Origin of the sequence: Chryseobacterium sp. LJ668 (assembly GCF_019613955.1) — a bacterium.
GTDB lineage: Bacteria > Bacteroidota > Bacteroidia > Flavobacteriales > Weeksellaceae > Chryseobacterium.
In genome coordinates this window covers 3,047,081-3,071,051 of record NZ_CP080443.1, presented here as the reverse complement: position 1 = coordinate 3,071,051, position 23,971 = coordinate 3,047,081, and the positions used below count along the sequence as shown (strand labels likewise).

The following is a 23,971-nucleotide window of genomic DNA, read 5'->3' as shown; positions in this document are numbered from 1 at the left end:
TAAAAATTACTGAGTAATATCTCTCCCGATCACCAATCTCTGGATTTCAGAAGTACCTTCTCCGATTGTACATAATTTTGAATCTCTGTAGTACTTTTCAGCCGGGAAATCTTTCGTGTAACCGTACCCTCCGAAAATTTGCACGGCATTGTTAGCAATTCTTACACATGCTTCAGAAGCGTATAATTTTGCCATTGCACCTTCTTTTGTCATTTTTTGCTTAGCATTTTTCAACGTAGAAGCTCTTTGAATCAGCAATTCTGCAGCATCAATTTCTGTTGCCATATCAGCCAGCATAAAGTTGATCGCCTGAAAAGAAGCAATAGATTTTCCAAATTGATGTCTTTCTTTAGCATATTTCAGAGCAGCTTTGTAAGCTCCTCTTGCAGTTCCTAAGCTTAATGCAGCAATAGAAATCCTTCCTCCGTCTAATATTTTCATCGCCTGCTTAAAGCCTTCACCAACTTCTCCCAAACGGTTTGCATCTGAAACTCTAACATTATCAAAAATAAGTTCTGCTGTTTCTGAAGCACGCATTCCTAATTTGTTTTCTTTTTTACCAGAAGTAAAACCAGCCATTCCTTTTTCTAGAACGAAAGCGGTAGAATTATTCTTAGCACCAATTTCCCCTGTTCTTGTCATTACGACAGCAATATCTCCTGAAATTGCATGTGTAATAAAGTTTTTCGCTCCGTTGATTACCCATTCGTCACCGTCTTTCACAGCTGTAGTAGACATACCTCCAGAATCAGATCCTGTATTGTGCTCTGTCAATCCCCATGCTCCGATTACTTTTCCGGTTGCCAATTGTGGAAGCCATCTGTTTCTTTGTTCTTCGTTTCCGAATTCATAGATATGATTGGTGCACAATGAGTTGTGAGCTGCTACAGAAAGACCGATAGAAGGATCTACCTGAGAAATCTCGTCAAGAATGGTCACATACTCATGATATCCCAAACCAGAACCACCATACTGCTCGGGAATTACGATTCCCATGAAACCCATATCTCCTAATTGATGAAATAGTTCTTTAGGAAAAGTCTGGCTTTCGTCCCACTCCATGATATTGGGTCTGATATTTTTCTCAGCAAATTCTTTTGCTGTTTCAGCTATCATTTTAATGTTGTTGATAGTTTCTGTATTCATATTAGATAAGTTAATGCCCAAAGATACTTAAATTGCTTAAATACTAAAAAAAATTCTTTTGAGTATAAAAATTTTACCTAATGTTTTATTTATCAGTTTTTTATAAGTGAAAATTTAACATAATATTAATGGCAAATGATTATTTAAATTACAGGAAATTATTAATTTAGCGAACATATTTTTACAGAATGAAAAAACTTTTACTTCCTCTTTTACTTATTTCGTCTTATGCGTTTGCTCAAATTCCTGCAGGATATTATGATGGAACAGCTGCTTTAACGGGATATGCCTTGAAATCTAAGGTACATGAGATTATTTCAGCTAAAAATATAAACTGGCACTATGGTGATCTCACCAATTTCTATAATCAGACAGATCTGGATAAATATTATGATCACGGTGCTTCAAACACTACCATTTTATTGGATATGTATTCTGAAATTCCGACAGGTCCAGATTCTTATGAATATACTACAGCCAATATTATCGGTAGTGCATCAGCAGAAGGACAGGGCTGGAACAGAGAGCACATGATGCCTCAAAGTACATTTTATAGCAATTATCCGATGTACTCCGATCTATTTTATGTGGTTCCTACAGACGCGAGAATCAATCAGCTCAGGAGTAATTATCCTTACGGTATTGCAGGAGCCACTACATTTTATACTTTTACGAATTCCTCAAAAATCGGAAACAGTGTAATTCCCGGATCAGTCTACACGGGCCGTGTTTACGAACCTATCAATGAATTTAAAGGTGATGTAGCAAGATGTCTACTATATTTTGCAGTAAGATATGAAGGGAAATTAGGAACGTTTAATTTTAACAATAGCACAAATCCTACTTCCGATACGAATCCTTTAGATGGAACTGAAGAAAGATCTTTTGATCCAGCTTACATTGCAATGCTTCTTCAGTGGCATGCTCAAGATCCTGTTTCACAAAGAGAAATTGACAGAAATAATGCAGTGTATGCAATTCAGAAAAACAGAAATCCTTTTATAGATAATCCCTCATGGGTGAACGCAATCTGGGGACAGACTTCAGATGCAATTGTTCCACAAACTCCGACTAATTTAACGGTAACCCAAAACAGCGCTTATTTTGCAACCTTAAACTGGTCACCAAGTGCAAGTACAGATGTGATCGGATATAAAGTTTATCAAAACGGAACTGTGGTAGCTTCTACCCAGGGAACTTCTATAAGCATTGATCATTTACTACCATCTACAACCTATCAGTTTACAGTAAAATCATATGATAATGGATATTTACTTTCTTCTGACAGCAATATTGTTTCTACAACAACTTTGGCAACCGATATCTATTCTAAAGATTTATTTGTTTCTAAATATTTGGAAGGCACATCAAATAATAAAGCTTTAGAAATTACCAATAAAACGGGACATCCTGTTAATTTGAGTGATTACAGATTGTCAATTCAGTTTTACAGCGGAACAAACTATTATTTTGTAGATCCTTACGAACTGGAAGGAACGGTTCAGAATAACGAAGTTTTTGTTGTTTTAAATCCTGCTGCCAATTTTTCCTGCTACACGATCAATCAGGCTAAATTTGTAACGGCAGCTCCGCAAATGACGTATTCAGGAAGTAATTATATAGAATTAAGATATAAATCTACAAGTGTTGACGGAATAGGAGTGAGCGGACAATCAAATACTTCTACATTGGCAAACGTTTCATTATACAGAAAAAGCACGGTCAATCAACCGACGACAACTTTCAGCATTTCAGAATGGGATGCTTACGCAAGTGATTATTGTATGAATCTCGGAACGCTTTCTACATCTGATATTATTTTTAACAATAACAAATTTCAAATTTATCCTAATCCTGCAGATGAGAGTATTTACGTTAAAGGTAATGTGGATAAAGTGAAAGAAATCCAGATTTTAGATTTCTCCGGAAAATTGATGTACTCAGAAAAAAATCCTTTCAAAAACAAAAATTATATATCAGTTAAGTTATTGACAACAGGTAACTATTTACTTAAATTAGACGAAAAAACTGTTCAGTTTTTAAAAAAATAACGTCAATTGTCATTGATTGATATAAGCTGATTCACTAATTATCAATATCTATAAGCGTCTCTACTTATAATTTTTACATATAAGTATTTATGCTTATATTTGCAGAATGATAGCGGTCATCACCGGTGATATTATAAATTCGCAACATGCAGACACTGAAGTTTGGATTACCAAACTAAAAAATCTCCTTGAAAAGTGGGGCAGTACCCCACAGACATGGGAAATTTATAGAGGTGATGAGTTTCAGTTCAAATGCAATATCGATGACGTTTTCTGGCGTTTTCTAGCCATAAAATCTCTAATCAGAAGTCAGGAAAATTTAGATGTAAGAATTGCCATTGGTATTGGTGAGGAAAATTTTTCTTCCGGGAAGATCACTGAATCAAACGGTACAGCATATGTCAACTCCGGTCGATTATTAAATGATCTTAAGAGTGACGGCCATACCGTTTCTATCAAAACTTCAAACGATTTTTTAGACCGAGATCTCAATATTCTGCTTAAATGGTCTTCTAAAGATTTTGATAACTGGACGATGGCAACTGCAGAAATCATCCACGAAATGATCATGAATAACGATATCACACAGGAGGATCTCGCAAAAAAGTACACCATATCACAATCATCAATCAGTCAAAGGCTGAAAAGAGCCAACTATGATCTTATCGTAGAAACCAATCAATATTTTAAAAAGAAAATTTCAGAACTGTAGCATGATCTTTAATCTACTCATATTGGCACATCTACTCGGAGATTTTATTCTTCAGCCAAATTCATGGGTTTCAGATAAAGAAAATAGAAAACTGAAGAGTAAATATTTGTACTTTCATGTTCTGATTCACACTGTTTTAAGTTTCGTTTTCCTGTGGAATATTGAATTATGGTGGATTCCAGCATTGGTGGGGATTTCACATTTTATCATTGATTCTGCTAAGATCCAGTTTCAAAATGTAAAAACTAAAAAAAGATGGTTTTTCATCGATCAGATTCTGCACATTGCGGTAATTGCAGGCATAGCTTTTTATTGTAATGAATTTAATTTTGAATTTTTAAAAGATCAGAATTATTTAAAAATAGTAGTAGCGGCATTGTTTTTAACTGCTCCGACATCAATTATTATTAGAACACTATTATCGTCTTGGACCCCTGTTGCAGAAGAACAAAGTAATATACAAACCGAATCTTTATCAAGCGCCGGAAAATATATCGGAATCTTAGAACGTCTTTTGGTGTTCACCTTTATCATAGTCAATCATTGGGAAGGTGTAGGATTTATGGTCGCAGCAAAATCTGTTTTCAGATTCAGCGATCTTGCACAGGCAAAACAGCGAAAACTGACAGAATATGTGCTCATTGGCACATTGCTGAGCTTTGGAATGGCTGTTTTAACAGGAATTTTATTTAAGTAAAAATAATATAAATCTAATGCAGAAACGGAAATCGTAGATTCGCGAATTCCTTTTTAAAAAAAGTAAAAATTATGAGTCAAAAGAAAGAAATGTTGTACGAAGGTAAAGCAAAACAGGTATTTGCTACCGATAATCCTGATGAAGTTGTAGTGCGTTTTAAGGACGATGCTACAGCATTTAATGCTCAAAAAAGAGGATCTGTTGATTTGAAAGGCGAAATGAATAACGCTATTACCACTCTTATCTTTGAATATTTAAATGAAAAAGGGATTAAAACTCATTTCATTAAGCAATTGGACGAGAGAGAACAATTGGTAAAAAAAGTTTCTATTATTCCTTTGGAAATGGTGGTAAGAAACTATTCTGCAGGAAGCATGGCACAGAGATTAGGCGTTGAAGAAGGAATCAAATCTCCGGTAACAATCTTCGATATCTGTTACAAAAAAGACGAATTGGGAGATCCATTGATTAATGATCACCACGCAGTTTTCTTAGGCGCAGCTACTTATGAAGAGCTTGACGAAATGTATGAATTGACATCAGACATCAACGAAATTCTGATAGACCTTTTCGACAAAATGAATATCATCTTGGTTGATTTCAAAATCGAATTAGGAAAAACTTCAGACGGCGAAATAATCTTAGCTGACGAAATTTCTCCTGATACTTGCAGACTTTGGGACAAAGACACGATGAAGAAATTGGATAAAGACAGATTCAGAAGAGACTTAGGAGAAGTTACCGAGGCTTATGTAGAAATTTATAACAGGCTTAAAACTGTTCTTCAGAAATAAGATTTAGATAAAATTAGATGTTAAGTTTTTATTTAACATAATATTTGATTTTTCATCTAATTAGACATCTATCAAAACAAATCTAGATTAGAAAAAATAGAAATGAAAAGTTTAGACATTCATAAAAGTGAATATTTAAAACAGTTTGAAAATCAAACCTACGGAAGAAATCTTTTCAGAACCCAGGAAGAAGAAAGGCTGGATGCTCCTAATGAGGAGTGCGGCATCTTCGGAATGTATTCTGATAATGATCTTGATACGTTTTCTCTTTCACAGTTCGGTCTTTTCGCATTACAGCACAGAGGTCAGGAAGCGTGCGGTATTTCTGTTTTGAAAGACGGGAAAATTACCAATATGAAAGATGAAGGGTTGGTTTTGGATGTTTATAAAGAGATCCAGGATCCTGAAGCTTTTATGGGAAATTCTGCAATCGGGCACACCCGTTACACCACTGCAGGAGACAAAAAGAAATATAATTTTCAGCCATTTTTCGCTAAAAATGAATATGACCAGATTATACTTTCGATCGCTCACAATGGTAACCTAACCAATGCGAGGGAGCTAAAAAATGAATTAGAAGCTGAAGGTGTAGTCTTCAGGGCAACTTCTGATTCTGAAGTTATTTTAAGATTAATACAAAAGAATCTTGATTTAGGATTACGTGGAGCTATCAAAGCGACCATGGAGAAAATTGAAGGAGCCTATTCTGTTGTCGGGATGACGAGAAATAAATTTTTCGCATTCAGAGATTTTAACGGAATCAGACCTTTGGTTTTAGGTGCAGTGGATGAAAAAACCTATGTTGTTGCTTCAGAATCTGTAGCTTTAGATGCAGTTGGAGCTCAATATGTGAGAGATATTTTACCTGGAGAAATCATTTATACCAACGAAAACGAGCCCGGAAAACTGAATTCTTACATGGTGAATGAAGAAAGAGGAAAACAAAGAATCTGTTCGTTTGAATATATTTATTTTGCTAGACCCGATTCTACATTACAAAACATCAATGTCTACGAAATCAGAGAAAAATCTGGTGAAAAAATTTGGGAGCAGGCTCCTGTAGAAGCTGATATTGTGATTGGTGTTCCGGATTCCGGAGTTCCGGCTGCGATCGGTTTTTCGAAAGCTTCGGGAATACCTTTCCGTCCGGTTTTGATTAAAAACAGATACATCGGAAGAAGTTTCATCGTCCCGACTCAGGAAATGAGAGAAAGAGTAGTCAATTTAAAACTGAATCCGATTATTTCTGAAATTAAAGGTAAAAGAGTAGTGATCATTGACGATTCAATCGTTCGTGGTACCACATCCAAACGATTGGTTAAAATTCTCAAGGAAGCGGGTGTAAAAGAGATTCACTTCAGAAGTGTTTCTCCACCGATTATTGCACCTTGTTATTTGGGTATTGATACACCTTCAAAAGATGACCTGATTTCTGCCAATATGACAACAGAACAATTAAGAGATTATTTGGGAGTTGATTCCTTAGAGTTTTTAAGCACAGATAATCTTAAAGCAATCTTAGGATCTTCTGACCATTGTTTTGGATGTTTTACGGAAGAATATCCTGTTGCAAAAGGAGAAGAGATAGAATTATTTAATTAAAAGAGATAAAATAAGCTAAAATAAAAGGGTCAGACTTACTATTAAGTCTGACCCTTTTTAATTGAAATTGATTTGCTAAATTCTTAGAATTTGTAAGCTAAACCAACTTGGAAAGTATTGTTTCTTACAGCATCAGAACCGCTAGGTCTGTCTTTAGCAACATCTGTAACACCTGCAACGTATCTAGCAGTAATACCGATATTGTCTGTGAAGTAGTAACCAGCACCGATACCAACACCAAAGTTGAAAGTATTCAAGTTATCCTTGTCAATATCCTCAGTGTAACTAGATGAACTTGTCGAAACATTTGATCCAGTTGTAACTGTTGTATTTCTGTCTCCTTTGTTCTTAGCACTGATTAAAAATCCGAATTCTGGACCTGCTTCAACATAAAAATTTGGCACAAAATTATATTGGAACATTACCGGTACAGTAATATAATCAAGATTTGTAGAATAAGACTCTACATTTCTTGTAGTGGTACCTAGAACAGTAAATTCGTCTGTATTTTCTATTTTTGCTCCGTATTGGCTATACAAAATCTCTGGCTGAATGCTGAAAGATTCTGCTAATGGAATCGACGCAAAAACACCTGCATTAAAGCCGATCTTTGATTTCTGATCTTCAAGTCCTGCATCATCTGACAATGAAGCTACGTTCATTCCAGCTTTGATACCAAATCTAATTGCTGATGACGTAGAAGTAGTTGTCGTTGTTGTCTGAGCGAATGCTAATGAACCTGCTGTTAACGCTAGTCCTAAAATTAACTTTTTCATAACTTTAAATTTTTAATATTTTACTTTTCTAATTTTAAATTTTACTGACAAACTTTTTTGAGTTTGACGAGTGGTATCTTTCAAATTGTTTGCCAAAGATATATTAGACAGTTAAAACATTACATGATAGATATCACTAAAATAGAATATTATTTTTATTAATCTGACAATCAATAGGTTAGAAACACCGATAAACAATTATGCTATGAATAGTATTAGTGACAATTGTTTCAAAAACCACTTAATAATCTATAATAATCAAGACATTTTTGAATGTTTTTAATGTCACACTCATAATTATAAACACAAAAACCTATCTCAGAAAGCAATGAAAAGTTGATCTTATTATCTGTGTTTTTCTTATCATTTAATAGAAGTTTTAGAATACCTTCATAAGTAAACTCCCTTAAATCTATAAAAGGATAATATTTCTGAATATTCGTAATGACAGTTTCCGAATCTCCTTTAGAAAGTAAGCCTTCTAAATAAGAAAGATGCGTTTCGCAAATCATCCCCAGTGCAACAGCCTCACCGTGAAGAATTGGATTTTCTTTTTCTAAACATAAGCTTTCAATTGCGTGACCAATTGTATGTCCGAAATTTAAAGTTTTTCTTATATTTTTTTCGTGAAAATCTTTCTCAACGATATTTTGTTTAATATCCATCGAGGTCTGAATATGCACTAAAACACTGTCTGCATCAAGCTTCTGAATCTGTATAAGTTCTTCCCAATGTGATCGGTCTGCGATTAATCCATGTTTCAGCATTTCAGCAAAACCACTTCGCAGTTCTTTATAAGGAAGCGTTTCCAGAAATTGAGGATAAACAAAAATTTGTTCCGGAATACTGAATGTTCCAACCATATTTTTATAATGCATCAGATCAATCCCGGTTTTTCCGCCTATAGAAGCATCACACATTGATAATAATGTTGTTGGTATATTGATAAATTGAATTCCTCTTTTATAGGTTGAAGCCACAAAACCACCCATATCTGTAATCACTCCGCCGCCTAGATTGATGACCAGCGCTTTTCGGTCAGCCTGCATTTCGGTCAAAATTTCCCATAAGTGATTAGCGGTCTGTATATTTTTCATTTCCTCGCCGGGTTCAATTTCCAAAATTTCAAAATTAATTTCTGTTTCTAAATTGCCTAAAAGAACAGGAAGACAATATTCATGCGTATTTTCGTCTATTAGAATAAATATTTTGCTGAAAGTTTTTTCGGAAAGAAAATCATTTAACTGAGAAAAATTACGGTCTAGGAAAGTGATCATTTTTTAATTTTTAATTAAATTAATAAGCAAACAATTGTACAAAGTTATGATTCTTAATTTCTAACTCGTAACTAAATCACTATCTTTGCAAAAATATTTAGAATGAGCAGAGACAATAATAATTCAGGAAGACCTAAAAAACCCAGATCTTCAACAAGAAATGCAGACAGTCCTCGCGCTCCTAAATCTGGAAATTCTTCAGATTCAAAATCTTTCAAAAAGCCATTTTCTAAAACTGGCGAAAGAAGTTTTGGCCCAAAAGAAAGAAACGAAAACGGCCCATCAAAATTTGAGAAAAAGCCCTTCAGCAGAAGTGACAGAGATACAGATACAGACAGCGCAAGACCTTTTAAAAAACCTGATTCCAGGAGATCTGATACCAGCTACGAAAGTAGAATGGAAAAAAAATACTCAAAAGTTGAAAAAGAACCTTTTGTATCCAACCAAAGTGAAGAGAGAAAGCCTTTTGGCCAAACAAACTTCAAAAGAGGAGGAGAGGGAAGAAGCAGCTCAGATAAAAGAGGTAAATATGAAAGAGGCAGCTTAAAATACGGAAGAAGACCTGGAAGCGAAACCGACAGAGATGACGACAGAGCAAGATCTTTTGTACAGAAAAGAAGATTTAAAAAGGTTGAAAAAGACGTTCATAAAGATACCATTCGTCTGAATAAATACATCGCAAATTCAGGAATTTGCAGTAGGAGAGAAGCTGATGAACTGATTGTTCAGGGATTGGTAGAAGTAAACGGACAGGTAGTTACCGAAATGGGATATCAGGTTGAGAAAACGGATAAAGTAGTTTTCGACGGACAGGGCATTACCCCAGAAAAGCCGGTCTATGTGCTTTTAAATAAGCCTAAAGGTTACATCTCAACAACAAAAGACGACAAAGCTAGAAAAACAGTAATGGATTTGGTTGCGAATGCATCTCCTTACCGTGTGTTCCCTGTCGGAAGACTAGACCGTTCTACAACAGGAGTTATTCTTTTGACGAATGACGGTCACATGACAAAAAAATTGACACACCCGTCTTTTGATGCTAAAAAAATCTATCATGTCACTTTGGATAAGAAATTAACCAATGAAGATATGAGACTGATTGTAGAAGGCATTCGTCTTGAGGAAGGAATTGCAACTGTAGATCAAATATCCTTCATTGAAGGGAAGCCTAAAAATGAGATCGGAATGGAAATTCATATCGGCTGGAATCGTGTGATCAGAAGAATTTTCCAAAGATTAGGATACGAAGTTGAAGCACTGGACAGAGTAATGTTTGCAGGATTGACCAAGAAAAACATCAAACGTGGACACTGGAGAATCCTTACAGATCTTGAGGTGAATACTTTGAAGATGCTTTAATAAAAACTTTAGTAAAATAAGAAAAGACGCAGATAATAAATTCTGCGTCTTTTTTATGTATCATCATGTTTTTTTGTTTGAATATTGCAGTTTTCACAATTCATTCATTATAAAGATAGAAATCCAAATAGTGGTAAATATTAAACTTAAGATTAAAATTCTTTTTCCGTGCTTTCTGTCCTTTTCATTAAAATAATAGATGCTTTCTCCGCTCGGAAGTTGTTTTCTTAATTTAATTACTACTATTGCAATAGCATAACTCACGAATATTAGCATTCCCCATAGCAATGATAAAATGCAACCGGCAATTGCAAAAATATAACCTACAATGATGTAATTTTTAACCTCCTGTGGATTTTCATACTCATATCTTAAGGAATTCAGACGGTTTTGATTAATAGTATTGATTTCTTCATCAGTAATATTTTCGCCTCGCTCCTTCAGTATTTTGTTTGCGGCTCCGTAATCAAACTCATTCCATTCATCTTTTTTATAGAGAATTTCTTTCAGCTCCTCATTAGAATAATCTAATAAATAATACTCTTCCGGAATTGAGGTTTCTTGAGCATAATAAGACGAAACAGCTTTATTAGCAACATCGAAATCATCTTTATCGATTAAAAGTTGATATTCAATCTTATTAGTGTCTGTTATAAAACTTGGATTGAAATCTTTTTCATTACTAATGATCTGATAATTAATAGAATGAACCTCTAAAATAGAAGCTACTTCTTTAATAATAAACTTATCAATACTTTTTCTAAAAATACTTTTCATTATCCTAAAACTGTCACACCTTTTTGTAACATTTCAAAGATAGCATCTTTTCCGTTATCAGGTTTTACATTGACGGCACGCGTTCCGTTAAAATGAAGGCAGGTAACATATCCGTTGGCAACGGCATCTGTGGCCGTAAATTTTACGCAGTAATCCATAGCTAAACCTACAATTTCCAACAATTGAATATCATGATATTTTAAAAAATCATCCAGTCCTGTCTTCATAAAGTGATTATTATCCTGAAAACCGCTATAACTGTCAATCTCTGAATTCTTCCCTTTCTGAACAATATGAGTAACCTTTTCTCTGTTTAAATCTTTATGAAAATCTGCCCCGAAAGTTCCTTCCACACAATGATCAGGCCACATAAACTGCGGTACACCATTTAAAATAATACTTTCGCCCACATTTTTCCCGTTGTTGCTGGCAAAACTGTTATGATTCGCCGGATGCCAGTCTTGGGTCAGGACGATCTGGTCATATTCATTTTCTTCCATCAGAAGATTAATGTACGGAATTATTTCATTTGCTCCGGGTACGGCTAATGCTCCTCCTTCACAAAAATCATTTTGTACATCTACGATTATCAATGCTTTTTTCATATCTAAATTTTCGATTTTTAATCAATTGACAAATTATACTCAAATATTTATCCAAAATATATTTATCGGACAAAACGGCATTTGCAAAAAAATTACAATCACTCTATTTAGTTTCGATATAAAACCAAATGTCAATAGCTTATCTTTGCAGGAAATAAGTATTTTATGTCATTTGAGTCTTTAGGATTATCACACAATATCATTCATTCCGTTAAAAAACTAGGGTATCTGAAACCGTTTCCTATTCAGGAGCAGGCAATACCTGTGATTTTGCAGGGAAAAGATCTGATGGGAATTGCCCAAACCGGTTCCGGAAAAACCGCTTGTTTTGTAATGCCTATTTTAGAAAAACTACAGAATGCAGAAGTAAAAAAAGATAGAAATGTTCAGGTTTTGATATTGGTTCCTACCCGTGAGTTAGCAATTCAGATTGATGAAGTTTTCAGAGCATTCACAGAAAATCTGAAGCGTGAAATTCGAACGATGGCAGTGTATGGTGGTGTCTCTATCAATCCACAGATGAAAGGGATGTTTGGCGTAGAAGTTCTTATTGCAACACCCGGTCGTTTGCTGGATCTGATTGATCATAATGCATTGAGCATTTCCGGAATTCAGCACCTGGTGATCGACGAGGCAGACAAAATGTTTCAGTTAGGTTTTGGTGAAGAGATGGATAAGCTTTTCGGGATGATGCCTGTGATGAAACAAACGACTTTGTTTTCTGCAACTTTAGATGATAAGGTTTCAGAAATGAAGAAACGTCTTTCAATGAATCCTATATTGATTGAAATTAAAAAAGAAGAAGTTGATATTGAGCATATCGAGCAACTGGCTTATCATGTTTCTCCCGAAAACAAAGGTCCTTTTTTGCGCTACTTGATTAAAGAAAAAAAGGTAGAAAAAGCTCTGATCTTTGTTTCGTCAACAAAATCTGCAGATAATCTGGTTGAAAAACTAAAGAAAAATAAAATAAAAGCTGTCGCCATCCACAGTCAGAAATCTCAGGGCGCACGAAGAAATAATCTGGAAGAATTTAAGGTAAACGGTGCACAAATTTTAGTTGCGACAGATTTGTTAGGTCGTGGAATCCATATCGAATCTTTGCCATGTGTCATTAATTACGAATTGCCCAGATCACCATTAGATTACATTCACCGAATCGGTAGAACAGGCCGTGCAGGCGAAAAGGGAACTGCCATTAATATTCTTACAGATGATGAATTGCAGCATTTCAGGGTGATTCAAAAGAAAATGGGTAAAAAGATCACGCTTCAAAGAACAGAAGGTATCGATTTGCATGGTTATTAAATATAAATTTACATTATCTTCCTCACTTTAAAGTACGTGTAAATTTTTTAATTGAATGTTTCTAATTTTTAAAAGAAATACAAACAAATATTTTAAATTGTATAAGGTCAAGTTTTATTTATGAAAGAATTTATTATTATTCGTGGTTTATTTGATAATAGGAAGAGGCAATTGATTTTAAATGAAAACTTTATTAAGTTTGAAAACAAAGATCATAAAGATGATTTATTTACCATCGTCAATAAAAATGATATTGTTGGAATTCGTTATGGCATACATTTTATTAAGGGTTTAGAATTCTATATCGGCAGAGAATATAAAATTTTCATTAAAACAAATTCAGGCAAAGAACTTAAGATTAATTTTAAGTTGTTTTATAGGAGAAAATTAAACGAGAAGCATGAATTATATTCCAGTATAATTGACCATCTCTGGAATTATTATCTCAACGATATTTCAAAAAAATATTTAGATAAAATTGGAAATGGAATAGAATTTACTATATGTAATATTAAGTTTTTATCTGACAGAATTATATTCAATGATAAAGAATTATTATTTAAAGATGTAGAAATAAAAAATTATTATCATTATTTTATTATTTACTCAAAAAATGATCAATATCAGAATAAAATGCTGTATTATTTACAAGATGAAAATGCTGTTATAATATTGAACCTTTTTAACATCATTAAAGATGAATACCATTGAATCTAAGAAATTCCCAATCGGAGAATTTAAAGAAAAAAACACCCAATGCGATATCGAATTGGACAGCCACATTAAAGTAATCAAAAACTTTCCCGAAAAATTAAAAAAGTTAATTGAAGATTTTTCTGATCAGCAATTAGATACTCCTTACAGAGAAGGCGGCTGGACAGTCCGACAACTTGTTAATCATCTTGCAGACAGCCATGCCAATAGTTTTATCCGATTTAAATTGGCCCTGACAGAAAATAATCCCACAATAAAACCGTATGATGAAGCGCGATGGGCCGAGCTTCAGGATAGTGTAGACATGTCCGTAAAACCTGCAATAAGAATGCTGAAAGGAATTCACCAGAGATGGTATCATTTACTCAAAACATTGACCAATAAGCAGTTTGAAAGAACTTTCCGTCATCCTGAAAAAGAGATCGATTATAACCTCAGATATTATTTAGCACTTTACGCATGGCACTGCAATCATCATTTTGCACATATTGAAAATTTAAAGCTCGAAAAAGGTTGGTAAAAAAAAGTCTTCACAACAGAATTTATTTCAACGAAATTATGACCAGGATTTCTCTTCTTTCCGAAAATTCCCAAAGAAATTGGGGCAGGATGAATGCTTCGCAGATGCTGACTCATTGTTATCTCGTGCTGCAAGTTCCATTGAAAGAAATTCATCTTCCTAAAATTAATTTTATGTTCAGGGCAATTGGGGTTTTAACTAAAAAAGAAATTCAGATCTTTAATAACGGAATTCCGCATAATATGCCGAGTTTTCAAAAACTAATCGTTAATTTTGAATGTGATTTTGAAACAGCAAAAATCAATCTGCTCAATACATTGATTAAATATGATAATGCTTATAAAAATCACAACTTACCAAGCAGTCATGTACTTTTTGGGGAAATGGAAGAAAAAGATTGGGGCTTTTTAGAATACAAACACCTCAATCATCACCTGAAACAATTTAATGTATGAGTTTTTTTGATAAAATATTTGGCGAGAAGCAACAAGAAAAGCAATCAAAATCTTTCTGGAATCTTATAGAATCAGAAAAAGATTTAGAGAATGCCATTAAAAAATCTTATGACGGAAAAATTGCTATTTTCAAACACTCCACCAGCTGCTTTATTAGCAAAACCGTTTTAAGGAATTTTGAAAAAGAAATTGAAGAAGCTGATGAAAAGGTAGCCACTTTTTATTTTTTAGACCTTTTGGCACACAGAAATCTTTCTAATAAAATCGCTGAAGATTTTGGCATAAGACACGAAAGCCCGCAACTGATTGTCATCCAAAACGGTAATGAAGTAAATAATGCATCACATCAGGATATAAGTTTAAGCCAGATTACATTATGAGTAACATAACCACTTATCTAGCAAAAGTACTCGAAGTTCCCGCAGAAAGACTAAGCTTATGCAGTATATATTATGAAATAAAAAAAGTCTCTAAAGGCGAGCTTTTATTACAGCACGGTGAGGTTTGCCGCAATACCTTTTTCGTAGAAAAGGGGCTTTTAAGGATGTTTTCTATAGATAAAAATGGTAAAGAACATATCATTCAGTTTGCACCTGAAAATTGGTTAATTGGTGACCGAAGCAGTCTGTATTTTAATGAAAAATCTAATTATTATATAGAAGCGGTAGAAGATTCTGAGGTTTCTGTGCTGCAACGTGATTTTTTTAATAAACTGCTGGGAGAATTTCCAAACAGTATAGAGAAAAATGACTTGGTTTTGCAGAAACACGTAAAGAGTTTACAAGACAGAATCAACTCATTATTGGGCGAAACCGCTGAAGAAAGGTATTTGAAATTTATAAAAATGTACCCTGATTTATTACTCAGAGTACCTCAATGGATGGTCGCATCCTATCTAGGAATTACACCCGAAAGTTTAAGTAGGGTAAGAAAAGAACTAGCAAGAAAAAATTTTATAACTGATAAATAGTTAAAAACTAATCTGCATTTAAAATACTAACCAATCTATTCAGATATTCCTGCTCTCTCATTACTTTTTCAAATGATTTTTTCGCGTAAGACGGGCACATTTGATAATCATTGTCATGCTGATGAGAATATATATCGTTCTCAACGAAGCCGCCGAAATTTAGGGCATATTCTTTAATAAATTTATCAATCGTACTTCTTTTGATGTCGCATAGCGTACTATTCTTTATTTTCTGCAGGGATGTGAGAATGAAAGACTGATCACCTGTGAAGCTAATGATATTGGTAATAAACTTAAAATTCTCATGTGGCATGCTGCTCATCTCATGGTGAACAGCATGCGGTTGATCTTCAAAAATCATGGGTGCATGGTTTTTTGTGGTTTAAAACTAGATGGTTGCATTTCCTTCAACTCCGTCTGAATTATCGGTTTTGTTGCCGGTAACTGCAGCAGCAACGAAACTTAGCATACTCACAAGCTTTCCTGCTTTTGTATCCCAGTAATAACTTTCTTTAGGCTGTACACGGATAATAGAAACATTCGGATCATCTTTGCCGTCAAACCAAGCATTGGCCATTGCAGACCATTTTTCTTCTATGGTAGATTTATCTTTATAAATTGAAGCTTCACCATATACAGATAAATATTCTGAATCGCTGTTGTTCATAAAAAATAACTGAACTCTGCGGTCTTCTTTGATTTCGAAATTTTTGTTGCTCGCTTCACTGCTTATAAACCAAAGATTTCCCGATTCATCAGTTTCCTGAAGGCTCATAGGTCTCGAATTAAGGGGTAATGTTTCGAGATCTGTTGCAAACATACATATTCTGGCTTTTTCTGATAGTTCTTTAATTTTCTTGATTGCTTCTGCGTTTGTAAGATTTTCTGTTGACATAATATTAATATTTTAGTGTTGATTTTAAAAAAAAGAGAATGTGGTGTTTCTCTTTTGTCAGAATATTGTTTTGACTGGAATTTCAACTTCAAAAATCTAACCAAAAATTCAAAAAATATTTAAAATTTTTAAATATTTCAAAAATATATTAAATATCCCAAAAGTATTTAAAAATAATACATATTTTCAATTCAAATCACAATATATAAAGTTTAAATTTGATAATATCAAAATAGATTTACATCAATGAAATATATTAAAATAAAACATAAGCAGATATGATTGAAATCGCATTACCTCATTATTTAAAATTTGGGATTTAAATTAAATATAGATTAATTTTACTCAATATAAAATTTCTGGATTTGGCATAAAATATGTCCATGTAAATAAAGAAAAAACTAATTACGAATGATATGAAAACTATTAGCTGTACTAAATTGGATGAAGATCTCTTAAAATCTTTCGGCGGTACTACGAAATCTTATAATGAAGGAGAAAAAATATTTCATCAGGGCGATGTCCCTTTGTATTATTACCAAATTGTCGAAGGAAAGGTAAAAGAAAATAATCAGGACGGTGAGGGGAGAGAATTTATTCATAATATTTTAGGCGCGGGGCAAAGCTTTGGAGACTCTATGCTGTTTATCGACAAAAGATATCCAATTAATGCTGAAGCAATTACAGACTGCCGAATCATCAAGCTGCCAAAGGAGAATTTTTTGAATCTTCTGGAAAAACATCCCGAAACTTCGGTGCAGATTAATTCATGTATGTCCCAAAGAATGCACTATCAGTTTATCATGATGCAGAATCTGGCCTCTAATGATCCCGTAATAAGACTTACAGGACTTCTAGAGTATCTTAAAAGTTTTCATTCTGATGATATACCATTATCATTTCAAATCCAGTTGACTAGGCAGCAAATTGCCAATCTTACAGGTCTTCGCGTAGAAACGGTAATAAGAACAATAAAAAAAATGGAAACAGCAAACATTGTAAAAATAGACAAACGAAAAATTTTCTTTTGATAGAATTAATAGTAAATATATAAACCAGAAAACCATGCAGTTAGAAAATAAGTCAGTACTTATCACAGGAGCAGACAGTGGTATAGGAAAAGCCGTCGCATTACTTTTTGCCAGAGAAGGTGCGGATATAGCAATCGTCTACCATTCTGATGAAGAAGGTGCCTCAAAAGTAAAGAACGAGATCATATCTTTAGGAAAAAAATCTATTATTATGAAAGGCGATGTTAATGATTCTCAGTTTTGCAAAAAAGCAGTTGAAAAAACAGTCGCCGCATTCGGAAAGCTGGATATTTTAATCAACAATGCAGGTACGCAGTTTCCATGCGATAATATTGAAAATTTAGAAGAGGAAAACATCCGTACAACCTTCAATTCAAATATTATAGGAATGATTTTATTGACCAAAACGGCCTTTTCTTATCTGAAAGAAGGAAGTTCTGTGATCAATACAACTTCTGCGACCGCATATCAAGGTCATGAAGAACTTTTAGACTATTCAGCAACCAAAGGTGCCATTGTTTCATTCACAAGATCACTGGCGTTGCAGTCTAAGCCAAAGGGAATCCGTGTTAATGCAGTCGCTCCCGGGCCTGTAGCGACGCCGCTTACGAAAGATACCTTTGGGGAAGAAGAGGAAGACTTATCTAAACCACCATTGCAAAGAAACGCTACAGAAGAAGAAGTTGCTACAAGTTTTTTATTTTTGGCATCAGACCAGGCCGCACAAATGACAGGGCAGGTTCTGCATCCTAACGGTGGAATTATCGTAAATGGATAGTCATAACGTCAAATCAACTTTAATTCTTCTTTCATTTTTCAAATTTAATTATCATTTTATAAGATTGAAATTATCATCATGTAGCTGTTGAAGGCAATAGTTTATAAATTCATATTTGACATATTGATTTCGATCATAAAAAGACAACGTCACATTCTGATATCTTTGATGGTTTATTATAAGGTAACTGCGAAATATACTTCGCTTAAAGTGCGGGTAATTTAAGGTACTGAAATTTTAAAAAAGATATTATAAATTGAAAATTAATTGTAGTATATGATGAAAAGTTTAGCAGAAGATGAAATCTTACGATTGGCTAAAGAAAATTCTCCGCGTCTTTTAAGTAAATTCAAAAATTTGTATCCTGCCTTTTTTGAAAAGTTGTCGACCATTCAGCAGAATTTGCAAAATTCAGAACTTATATTCTGTATTTATCTGAAGCTGAACTTGACGACCAAAGAGATTGCAACCTATACATTTGTCACTCCGAAAGCGATACAAAACAGAAAAAACAGAATCAGGAAAAAATTAAATATTCCTTCAACAGTTGACATTTATAAGTGGTTTGATGCAATCTGATACTTTAAATTTCATAAATATCAGAATCGGTAAAAACAAAATACATTCCTTTTTTAGGGATGTTTTTTGTATCCAGACCTGTAAATTCACTAAAGGCAGGTAGTAATAGTTGTTTGGAAGTCTGTGTAAAACATGGCAGTTTTATTCTTTTCACCGGAGAATTGATGATATAACCAGGATGAATATGACCTGTAATCTGAAATTTTGGATTAGATCGGTCAAAATCGTGAACAAATGAAATCTCATCTATTTCTAAAGAAGTCGATCTGAAGTCGAGACATAATTTTTTCTCTAAAGTTTTAGAAATCTTATCATGATTTCCTTGTACCAGACAAAATTTAATATCAGGATACTGATTTTTCCAGCTGCAGAATTCATCGACGTCAGAATTATTTCCCGCATGCAGCAAATCTCCGACAATAATAAATTTTTCTGGCTGGAAATATTCGATCAAAACAGAAAGACGTTCCAAATCATTTTTCATAATATGATTTGCCAAAGCGATTCCGTTCTTCCGAAAATGTGCCGTTTTGCCTATATGTAGATCAGAAAAAATTAAAGCTTTTTCTTTTTCCCAATATAACGCCCGCTGGTTCGTTAATGTGAAAATTTCGTCCTGAATGAATATTTTTTTAATTGCTATGTTCATATGATGTAAAAGATTCAGTCGTCTTTTATATTTCTACCGGATTGTTTAATTAATTTCTGAATTCTTACGTCCAGATTTTCACTCGTTAAAGTTTGTCGCAAACTGTCGACTTTTATCGGGAAACTTAATGGTGTAAAAGTATTAGAATATTTTAAAATTATTTTAGATTTTTGGATTCTTTTAAATGCTTCAACCAATCTTTGTTCTTGCAACTGCATATTAAAAACCTCTGTATAAGCCTGTCTCACGAGAAAATGATTGGGATCATAATCTTCCAGGACTTTAAAAATAAGTCCTGCCGAACTTTGTAGGGCTTTATTGGAGCGCTGCTGTCCCGGAAAATTCTGTACAACCATACCGGAAATTACAGCAATATCTCTGAATTTCCTTCTAGCCATTTCCGCAGAATTGATGCTCGAGATTACATCGACCATCAGGTTTTCTCTAGTTAATATTTTCTCAAGATTATCTTCGTTCAGCGGAATTTCTTTATCACTGAATAATTCAAAACCATAATCATTCATCGCCATAGAAAAGGAGATCGGAGCCAATTTGGAAATCCGGTAAGCGATCAACGCAGCCATCACTTCGTGTACCAAACGGCCTTCAAAAGGATACATAAATAAATGATAACCTTCTCGGTTTTTAATCAGTTCGACCAAAAACTCATCTTCTCTCGGAATATGTGACCGTTTTTCCTGATTGGCTAAAAGTGGATGCAGAAACTTCAGTTCTTTTTCGGAAGCTTTATGATTTAATGCTCCTGATAATTTTTCTCTTAAAAAATGACCCAAATTTGAACTCAAAGGCAATCGTCCACCCAAATAACTCGGCGCCATTGCTTTTCCTTTCGAAGCACGTACAAAAACCGTCATATCTTTGATCATTGCCACTTCCAAAACCCTTCCTGCCAAAATAAATTTTTCCTCCTTCTTCAATCTTGAGATAAAATATTCTTCAACCATTCCGATATATCCGCCGGAAATAAATTTCACTTTCAGCATTGCGTCGCTGACGATGGCACCCATATTCATTCGGTGGAGCATTGCGATTTTTCTGGAAGTTACTTTATGCAAGCCGTCTTCCATCACGACAACTTTATGATATTCTTCGTAATTTTTCAGGGCGCTTCCGCCAATCGTGAGAAAATCAACTATTCCTTTCCATTCTTCATCTCTAATTTCCTGAAATGTATACACTTTTTTGATCCTTTGGTAAATTTCATCTGGAAAAAATCCGTCACCAACTGCCAAAGTCATCAGAAACTGCACCAAAACATCGAAGCATAAAACCAATGGCTCACGTGGCTCAATGACTTTTTGTTTCACAGCTTCCTTTAATGCCGCAACTTCAATGAGTTCCAAAGAATGGGTTGGGACACAGAATATTTTAGACGTTTCAAAAGGGGAGTGGCCACTTCGTCCGGCGCGTTGCAAAAATCTGGCAACGCCTTTCGCAGAACCGATTTGAATCACAGTATCAACAGGTTTAAAGTCAATTCCCAGATCCAAAGATGAGGTGGAAACGACTGCCTTTAATTTACCATTGCTTAAATTTTCTTCAATCCAAATCCTTAAATGAGCATCAATCGAACTATGGTGTATCGCAATTTGTCCGGCAAAATCGGGATAGGCATTTAGAAGAAGCTGATACCACATTTCACTCTGGCTTCGGGTATTGGTAAAGACAATGGTTGATTTTGATTCTAAAATGATCGGAACCACCTTATCTGCTAATTTCTGCCCGAGATGTCCGGCCCAAGGTAAGAACTCAACTTCATCAGGAAAGACTGATATAATATCAATTTTCTTGAGTTCTTTAGCAGTAATTTTTGTTTTTTTAATATCAAAAGGAATGAGAACATCCATTGCCTCATCAAGGTTGCCGATGGTTGCTGTAATTCCCCATATTTTAATTTTCGGAACGTAATAAACCAACTGCGACACTGCCAATTCCAACATGACACCACGTTTTGAACCCAATAGCTCGTGCCATTCATCCACAGCAACGCAATGCATTGAGTTAAAGAAACGCTGATTATTTTTTTGTGCTAAAAGTAGATGTAAACTTTCTGGAGTGACAACTAAAATTTCCGGCATACTTTTCACCTGTTGCTGTCGTATTTTTGGGTCTGTGTCGCCATTTCTTACGCCAACTGCCCAGTCTAGACCAATCTCATCAATAGCTTCCTGCATTGCTTTGGCAATATCTTTTGAAAGCGAACGCAGGGGTGTGATCCAGACCATTTTCAAACCCTTCTTATACTTATCCGGAAAGGTTAAAAAATCTGAAATTAAAGCTAAAAACACCGAAAAAGTTTTCCCAAAACCGGTCGGAGCAACCACCATACCGCTATAACCATTCCCGAATTTTTTCCAAGTGTCAATCTGAAACTTGAATGGGGAATTGCCTTTATCAGCCATCCATTGCTGAATGATTTTGAATCCGTCGGTTTCTTCGTAGTTACTCAATTGTTGTGGTACTTTATTAGAAATTTTCAACTCCGCCTATCTTGATACTTTAAAACATTTAGTATTATGATTACCAATCTGATAAGTGTTGACGTGTTATTGTATTAGTTTTTTTATCTCTTCAATATCATCAATATCATTCACGGTTTTGTCTTTCCGCCATCTTAAAATTCTTGGAAAACGCAGAGCTACCCCGCTCTTGTGTCGATTACTAAAACCTATTCCTTCAAAAGCAATTTCGAAAACCAATTCGGGTTTTACGGTACGGACGGGACCAAATTTTTCGATTGCATTTTTATTGACAAACTTGCTGACCTCCATTATTTCTTTATCAGTTAACCCTGAATAAGCTTTAGCAATGGTAACTAATTTATCACCACTTTTCACGGCAAAACTATAATCGGTATAATATGCGCTTCTTCTACCGCTACCTTTTTGAGCATAAATAAGAACTGCATCAATGGTTAAGGGACTGATTTTCCATTTCCACCAATCGCCTTTTTTCCGTCCGGAATGATAGTGTGAAATTTTCTGTTTCAGCATCAATCCTTCACTGTTGATTTCCCTCGAATTTTCTCGTATTAAATCTAATTTGTTCCAATCTTCAAAATCAATTGCCTGAGAAATTTTAATGTTTTCCGGAGCTTCATTTAATAGTAATTCTGCCAACATTGCTCGTCTTGCAGAAATTGGTTTTTCCCTTAAATCGGTTCCTTCCAGTTCCAAAATATCATACGCAAAAACTTCAATCGGAATTTCGGCGAGCATTTTTTTAGTTAAAGTTTTTCGGTTCAAGCGCTTTTGTAATTCGTTAAAATTTAAAACATTCCCTTCCTTCACCGCAAGTATTTCTCCATCAATCACAAAGTTGCCTTTCATCGCTTTTACGGTCTCGGCAATTTCGGGAAATTGTTCGGTTACCAGTTCTTCTCCACGAGACCAAATAAAAACTTCATCATTTCTTCTGATGATTTGTCCACGAATTCCGTCCCACTTATATTCGATGAGCCATTCTTCGGGTTTCCCCAAATCGTCCAACTCTTTTTCGAGCGGATAAGCGAGGCAAAAAGGGTAAGGTTTTGAATTATCAGGGTTGATGTTTTCTGCTGAAATAAGTTCTTTGAATGAAACTTCGTCTGGCTGCCATTTTCCCATTAAACTGTGCATTAATGTACTCGCTTCCTGTCCGGAAAATTTCATCAAAGAATTGATTAAAGTTTTTGAGGAAACTCCAATTCTGAAGCTTCCACCCAATAATTTATTAAAAATAAGACGTTCTGTATAATCTAAACCATTCCAGGAATTTAAAACGAATTCTTTTTTTTCGACCTCATTTTTATTTTTCAATCTGATGATTTCGTTCATCCATTGGGACAGTGATTTTTCAATTTTCTCTGTTGGCGGCGGAAGAATCAGCGATATCGTTTCACCCAAGTCTCCTACTGAAGAATAACTTTCCTGGAATAACCAAAATGGCAATTGAATAATTTCCAATGCCCATTCTTTCATAAAATTTGTATTGACATTTCGCTTTGGCCTTTTTCCTGTGAATAAAGCAATAAACCATAATTTATCATCATCGGGCGCACGCTCCAGATAATCGGTGATGGCATCGATTTTAGCATTTGTTTTATTGGTGCTTTCCAACGCATTGATGAGTTCTGCGAAATTTTTCATAAATTTTCAATTAACGTTTCCGAAACGTAGAGGCATTTATCTGGTAGCTTAATCCGCCTTCCGTTCCCAATCTTTTTGCCAGACACATTCAGCTTAGATGAGATTTGGTATTGCAAAAAGGATTTCCA

The 23,971-nt window shown here is 34.5% G+C and carries 25 protein-coding genes; 15 read left to right on the top strand and 10 right to left on the bottom strand.

Annotated elements, in window-relative coordinates; translation table 11 throughout:
- Nucleotides 1-6: 6 nt before the first annotated feature.
- Nucleotides 7-1,146, bottom strand: a complete 1,140-nt coding sequence (locus K0U91_RS14330; RefSeq protein WP_220179227.1) for an acyl-CoA dehydrogenase family protein — start codon at nucleotides 1,144-1,146, stop codon at nucleotides 7-9.
- Nucleotides 1,147-1,334: 188 nt separating this feature from the next.
- On the opposite strand from K0U91_RS14330, the gene K0U91_RS14325 reads away from it, so the two are divergent.
- From K0U91_RS14325 to purF, 5 genes are all read left to right on the top strand, one after another.
- Entirely contained in the window at nucleotides 1,335-3,197 is a 1,863-nt protein-coding gene (locus tag K0U91_RS14325) for an endonuclease (RefSeq protein WP_220179226.1), read from the top strand.
- A 106-nt stretch (nucleotides 3,198-3,303) separates the two neighbouring features.
- On the top strand, nucleotides 3,304-3,909 hold the full coding sequence (locus K0U91_RS14320; protein WP_220179225.1) for a SatD family protein: 606 nt from the start codon (nucleotides 3,304-3,306) through the stop codon (nucleotides 3,907-3,909).
- A gap of 1 nt (nucleotide 3,910) precedes the next feature.
- Nucleotides 3,911-4,606 carry a DUF3307 domain-containing protein gene (locus K0U91_RS14315; RefSeq protein WP_220179224.1) on the top strand — a complete coding sequence of 232 codons (696 nt, stop codon included), beginning with the start codon at nucleotides 3,911-3,913 and terminating at the stop codon, nucleotides 4,604-4,606.
- Between the two features lie 71 nt (nucleotides 4,607-4,677).
- A complete protein-coding gene (purC, locus tag K0U91_RS14310) occupies nucleotides 4,678-5,400 on the top strand; it encodes a phosphoribosylaminoimidazolesuccinocarboxamide synthase (RefSeq protein WP_219969076.1) in 723 nt (240 codons plus the stop codon).
- A gap of 102 nt (nucleotides 5,401-5,502) precedes the next feature.
- Entirely contained in the window at nucleotides 5,503-7,002 is a 1,500-nt protein-coding gene (gene purF / locus K0U91_RS14305) for an amidophosphoribosyltransferase (protein ID WP_219969077.1), read from the top strand.
- 83 nt (nucleotides 7,003-7,085) lie between these two features.
- Here purF and K0U91_RS14300 read toward each other — a convergent pair whose 3' ends face one another.
- A complete protein-coding gene (locus K0U91_RS14300) occupies nucleotides 7,086-7,778 on the bottom strand; it encodes a porin family protein (protein WP_220179223.1) in 693 nt (230 codons plus the stop codon).
- 230 nt (nucleotides 7,779-8,008) lie between these two features.
- Complete coding sequence (aroB, locus tag K0U91_RS14295; protein WP_220179222.1) at nucleotides 8,009-9,055, bottom strand: 3-dehydroquinate synthase; 1,047 nt, start codon at nucleotides 9,053-9,055, stop codon at nucleotides 8,009-8,011.
- Nucleotides 9,056-9,451: 396 nt separating this feature from the next.
- Between aroB and K0U91_RS14290 the strand changes: the two genes are divergently transcribed.
- Nucleotides 9,452-10,414 carry a pseudouridine synthase gene (locus K0U91_RS14290; RefSeq protein ID WP_219969599.1) on the top strand — a complete coding sequence of 321 codons (963 nt, stop codon included), beginning with the start codon at nucleotides 9,452-9,454 and terminating at the stop codon, nucleotides 10,412-10,414.
- 93 nt (nucleotides 10,415-10,507) lie between these two features.
- Here the strand turns inward: K0U91_RS14290 and K0U91_RS14285 are convergent, their stop codons facing one another.
- A complete protein-coding gene (locus K0U91_RS14285; RefSeq protein WP_220179221.1) occupies nucleotides 10,508-11,191 on the bottom strand; it encodes a hypothetical protein in 684 nt (227 codons plus the stop codon).
- Entirely contained in the window at nucleotides 11,191-11,796 is a 606-nt protein-coding gene (pncA, locus tag K0U91_RS14280; protein WP_220179220.1) for a bifunctional nicotinamidase/pyrazinamidase, read from the bottom strand. Before pncA ends, K0U91_RS14285 begins: the two co-directional genes overlap by 1 nt.
- Before the next feature lie 165 nt (nucleotides 11,797-11,961).
- On the opposite strand from pncA, the gene K0U91_RS14275 reads away from it, so the two are divergent.
- The 6 genes from K0U91_RS14275 to K0U91_RS14250 all read left to right on the top strand — a co-directional run bounded on the left by K0U91_RS14275 (nucleotide 11,962) and on the right by K0U91_RS14250 (nucleotide 15,763).
- A complete protein-coding gene (locus K0U91_RS14275) occupies nucleotides 11,962-13,104 on the top strand; it encodes a DEAD/DEAH box helicase (protein WP_220179219.1) in 1,143 nt (380 codons plus the stop codon).
- 120 nt (nucleotides 13,105-13,224) lie between these two features.
- A complete protein-coding gene (locus K0U91_RS14270; protein WP_220179218.1) occupies nucleotides 13,225-13,815 on the top strand; it encodes a hypothetical protein in 591 nt (196 codons plus the stop codon).
- A complete protein-coding gene (locus K0U91_RS14265) occupies nucleotides 13,802-14,338 on the top strand; it encodes a YfiT family bacillithiol transferase (protein ID WP_220179217.1) in 537 nt (178 codons plus the stop codon). The genes K0U91_RS14270 and K0U91_RS14265 overlap by 14 nt, the downstream gene beginning before the upstream one ends.
- Nucleotides 14,332-14,793 carry a DUF1569 domain-containing protein gene (locus tag K0U91_RS14260; protein ID WP_258561841.1) on the top strand — a complete coding sequence of 154 codons (462 nt, stop codon included), beginning with the start codon at nucleotides 14,332-14,334 and terminating at the stop codon, nucleotides 14,791-14,793. The genes K0U91_RS14265 and K0U91_RS14260 overlap by 7 nt, the downstream gene beginning before the upstream one ends.
- Nucleotides 14,790-15,173, top strand: a complete 384-nt coding sequence (ytxJ, locus tag K0U91_RS14255; protein ID WP_220179216.1) for a bacillithiol system redox-active protein YtxJ — start codon at nucleotides 14,790-14,792, stop codon at nucleotides 15,171-15,173. Before K0U91_RS14260 ends, ytxJ begins: the two co-directional genes overlap by 4 nt.
- The gene (locus tag K0U91_RS14250) at nucleotides 15,170-15,763 is read left to right on the top strand and encodes a Crp/Fnr family transcriptional regulator (RefSeq protein ID WP_220179215.1); all 594 of its coding nucleotides are present in this window, start codon (nucleotides 15,170-15,172) and stop codon (nucleotides 15,761-15,763) included. The genes ytxJ and K0U91_RS14250 overlap by 4 nt, the downstream gene beginning before the upstream one ends.
- Nucleotides 15,764-15,770: 7 nt before the next feature.
- Here the strand turns inward: K0U91_RS14250 and K0U91_RS14245 are convergent, their stop codons facing one another.
- Together K0U91_RS14245 and K0U91_RS14240 are read right to left on the bottom strand one after the other, a co-directional pair.
- Nucleotides 15,771-16,124 carry a hypothetical protein gene (locus K0U91_RS14245; protein WP_219969087.1) on the bottom strand — a complete coding sequence of 118 codons (354 nt, stop codon included), beginning with the start codon at nucleotides 16,122-16,124 and terminating at the stop codon, nucleotides 15,771-15,773.
- Nucleotides 16,125-16,151: 27 nt separating this feature from the next.
- Complete coding sequence (locus tag K0U91_RS14240; protein ID WP_219969088.1) at nucleotides 16,152-16,658, bottom strand: pyridoxamine 5'-phosphate oxidase family protein; 507 nt, start codon at nucleotides 16,656-16,658, stop codon at nucleotides 16,152-16,154.
- A gap of 416 nt (nucleotides 16,659-17,074) precedes the next feature.
- Between K0U91_RS14240 and K0U91_RS14235 the strand changes: the two genes are divergently transcribed.
- The 3 genes from K0U91_RS14235 (at nucleotide 17,075) to K0U91_RS14225 (ending at nucleotide 19,046) form a co-directional block, all read left to right on the top strand.
- Nucleotides 17,075-17,689, top strand: a complete 615-nt coding sequence (locus K0U91_RS14235; RefSeq protein WP_219969089.1) for a Crp/Fnr family transcriptional regulator — start codon at nucleotides 17,075-17,077, stop codon at nucleotides 17,687-17,689.
- A gap of 34 nt (nucleotides 17,690-17,723) precedes the next feature.
- The gene (locus K0U91_RS14230; RefSeq protein WP_220179214.1) at nucleotides 17,724-18,467 is read left to right on the top strand and encodes an SDR family oxidoreductase; all 744 of its coding nucleotides are present in this window, start codon (nucleotides 17,724-17,726) and stop codon (nucleotides 18,465-18,467) included.
- 276 nt (nucleotides 18,468-18,743) lie between these two features.
- Nucleotides 18,744-19,046: a helix-turn-helix transcriptional regulator gene (locus K0U91_RS14225; protein WP_220179213.1), complete on the top strand. Its 303-nt coding sequence runs from the start codon at nucleotides 18,744-18,746 to the stop codon at nucleotides 19,044-19,046.
- Nucleotides 19,047-19,050: 4 nt separating this feature from the next.
- On the opposite strand, the gene pdeM is transcribed toward K0U91_RS14225, so the two are convergent.
- From pdeM to K0U91_RS14210, 3 genes are all read right to left on the bottom strand, one after another.
- A complete protein-coding gene (pdeM, locus tag K0U91_RS14220) occupies nucleotides 19,051-19,695 on the bottom strand; it encodes a ligase-associated DNA damage response endonuclease PdeM (protein WP_220179212.1) in 645 nt (214 codons plus the stop codon).
- 14 nt (nucleotides 19,696-19,709) lie between these two features.
- Nucleotides 19,710-22,118, bottom strand: a complete 2,409-nt coding sequence (locus K0U91_RS14215; RefSeq protein WP_220179537.1) for a ligase-associated DNA damage response DEXH box helicase — start codon at nucleotides 22,116-22,118, stop codon at nucleotides 19,710-19,712.
- 144 nt (nucleotides 22,119-22,262) lie between these two features.
- Nucleotides 22,263-23,843, bottom strand: coding sequence for an ATP-dependent DNA ligase (locus K0U91_RS14210; RefSeq protein ID WP_220179211.1), 1,581 nt, complete (start codon nucleotides 23,841-23,843; stop codon nucleotides 22,263-22,265).
- Nucleotides 23,844-23,971 lie beyond the last annotated feature (128 nt).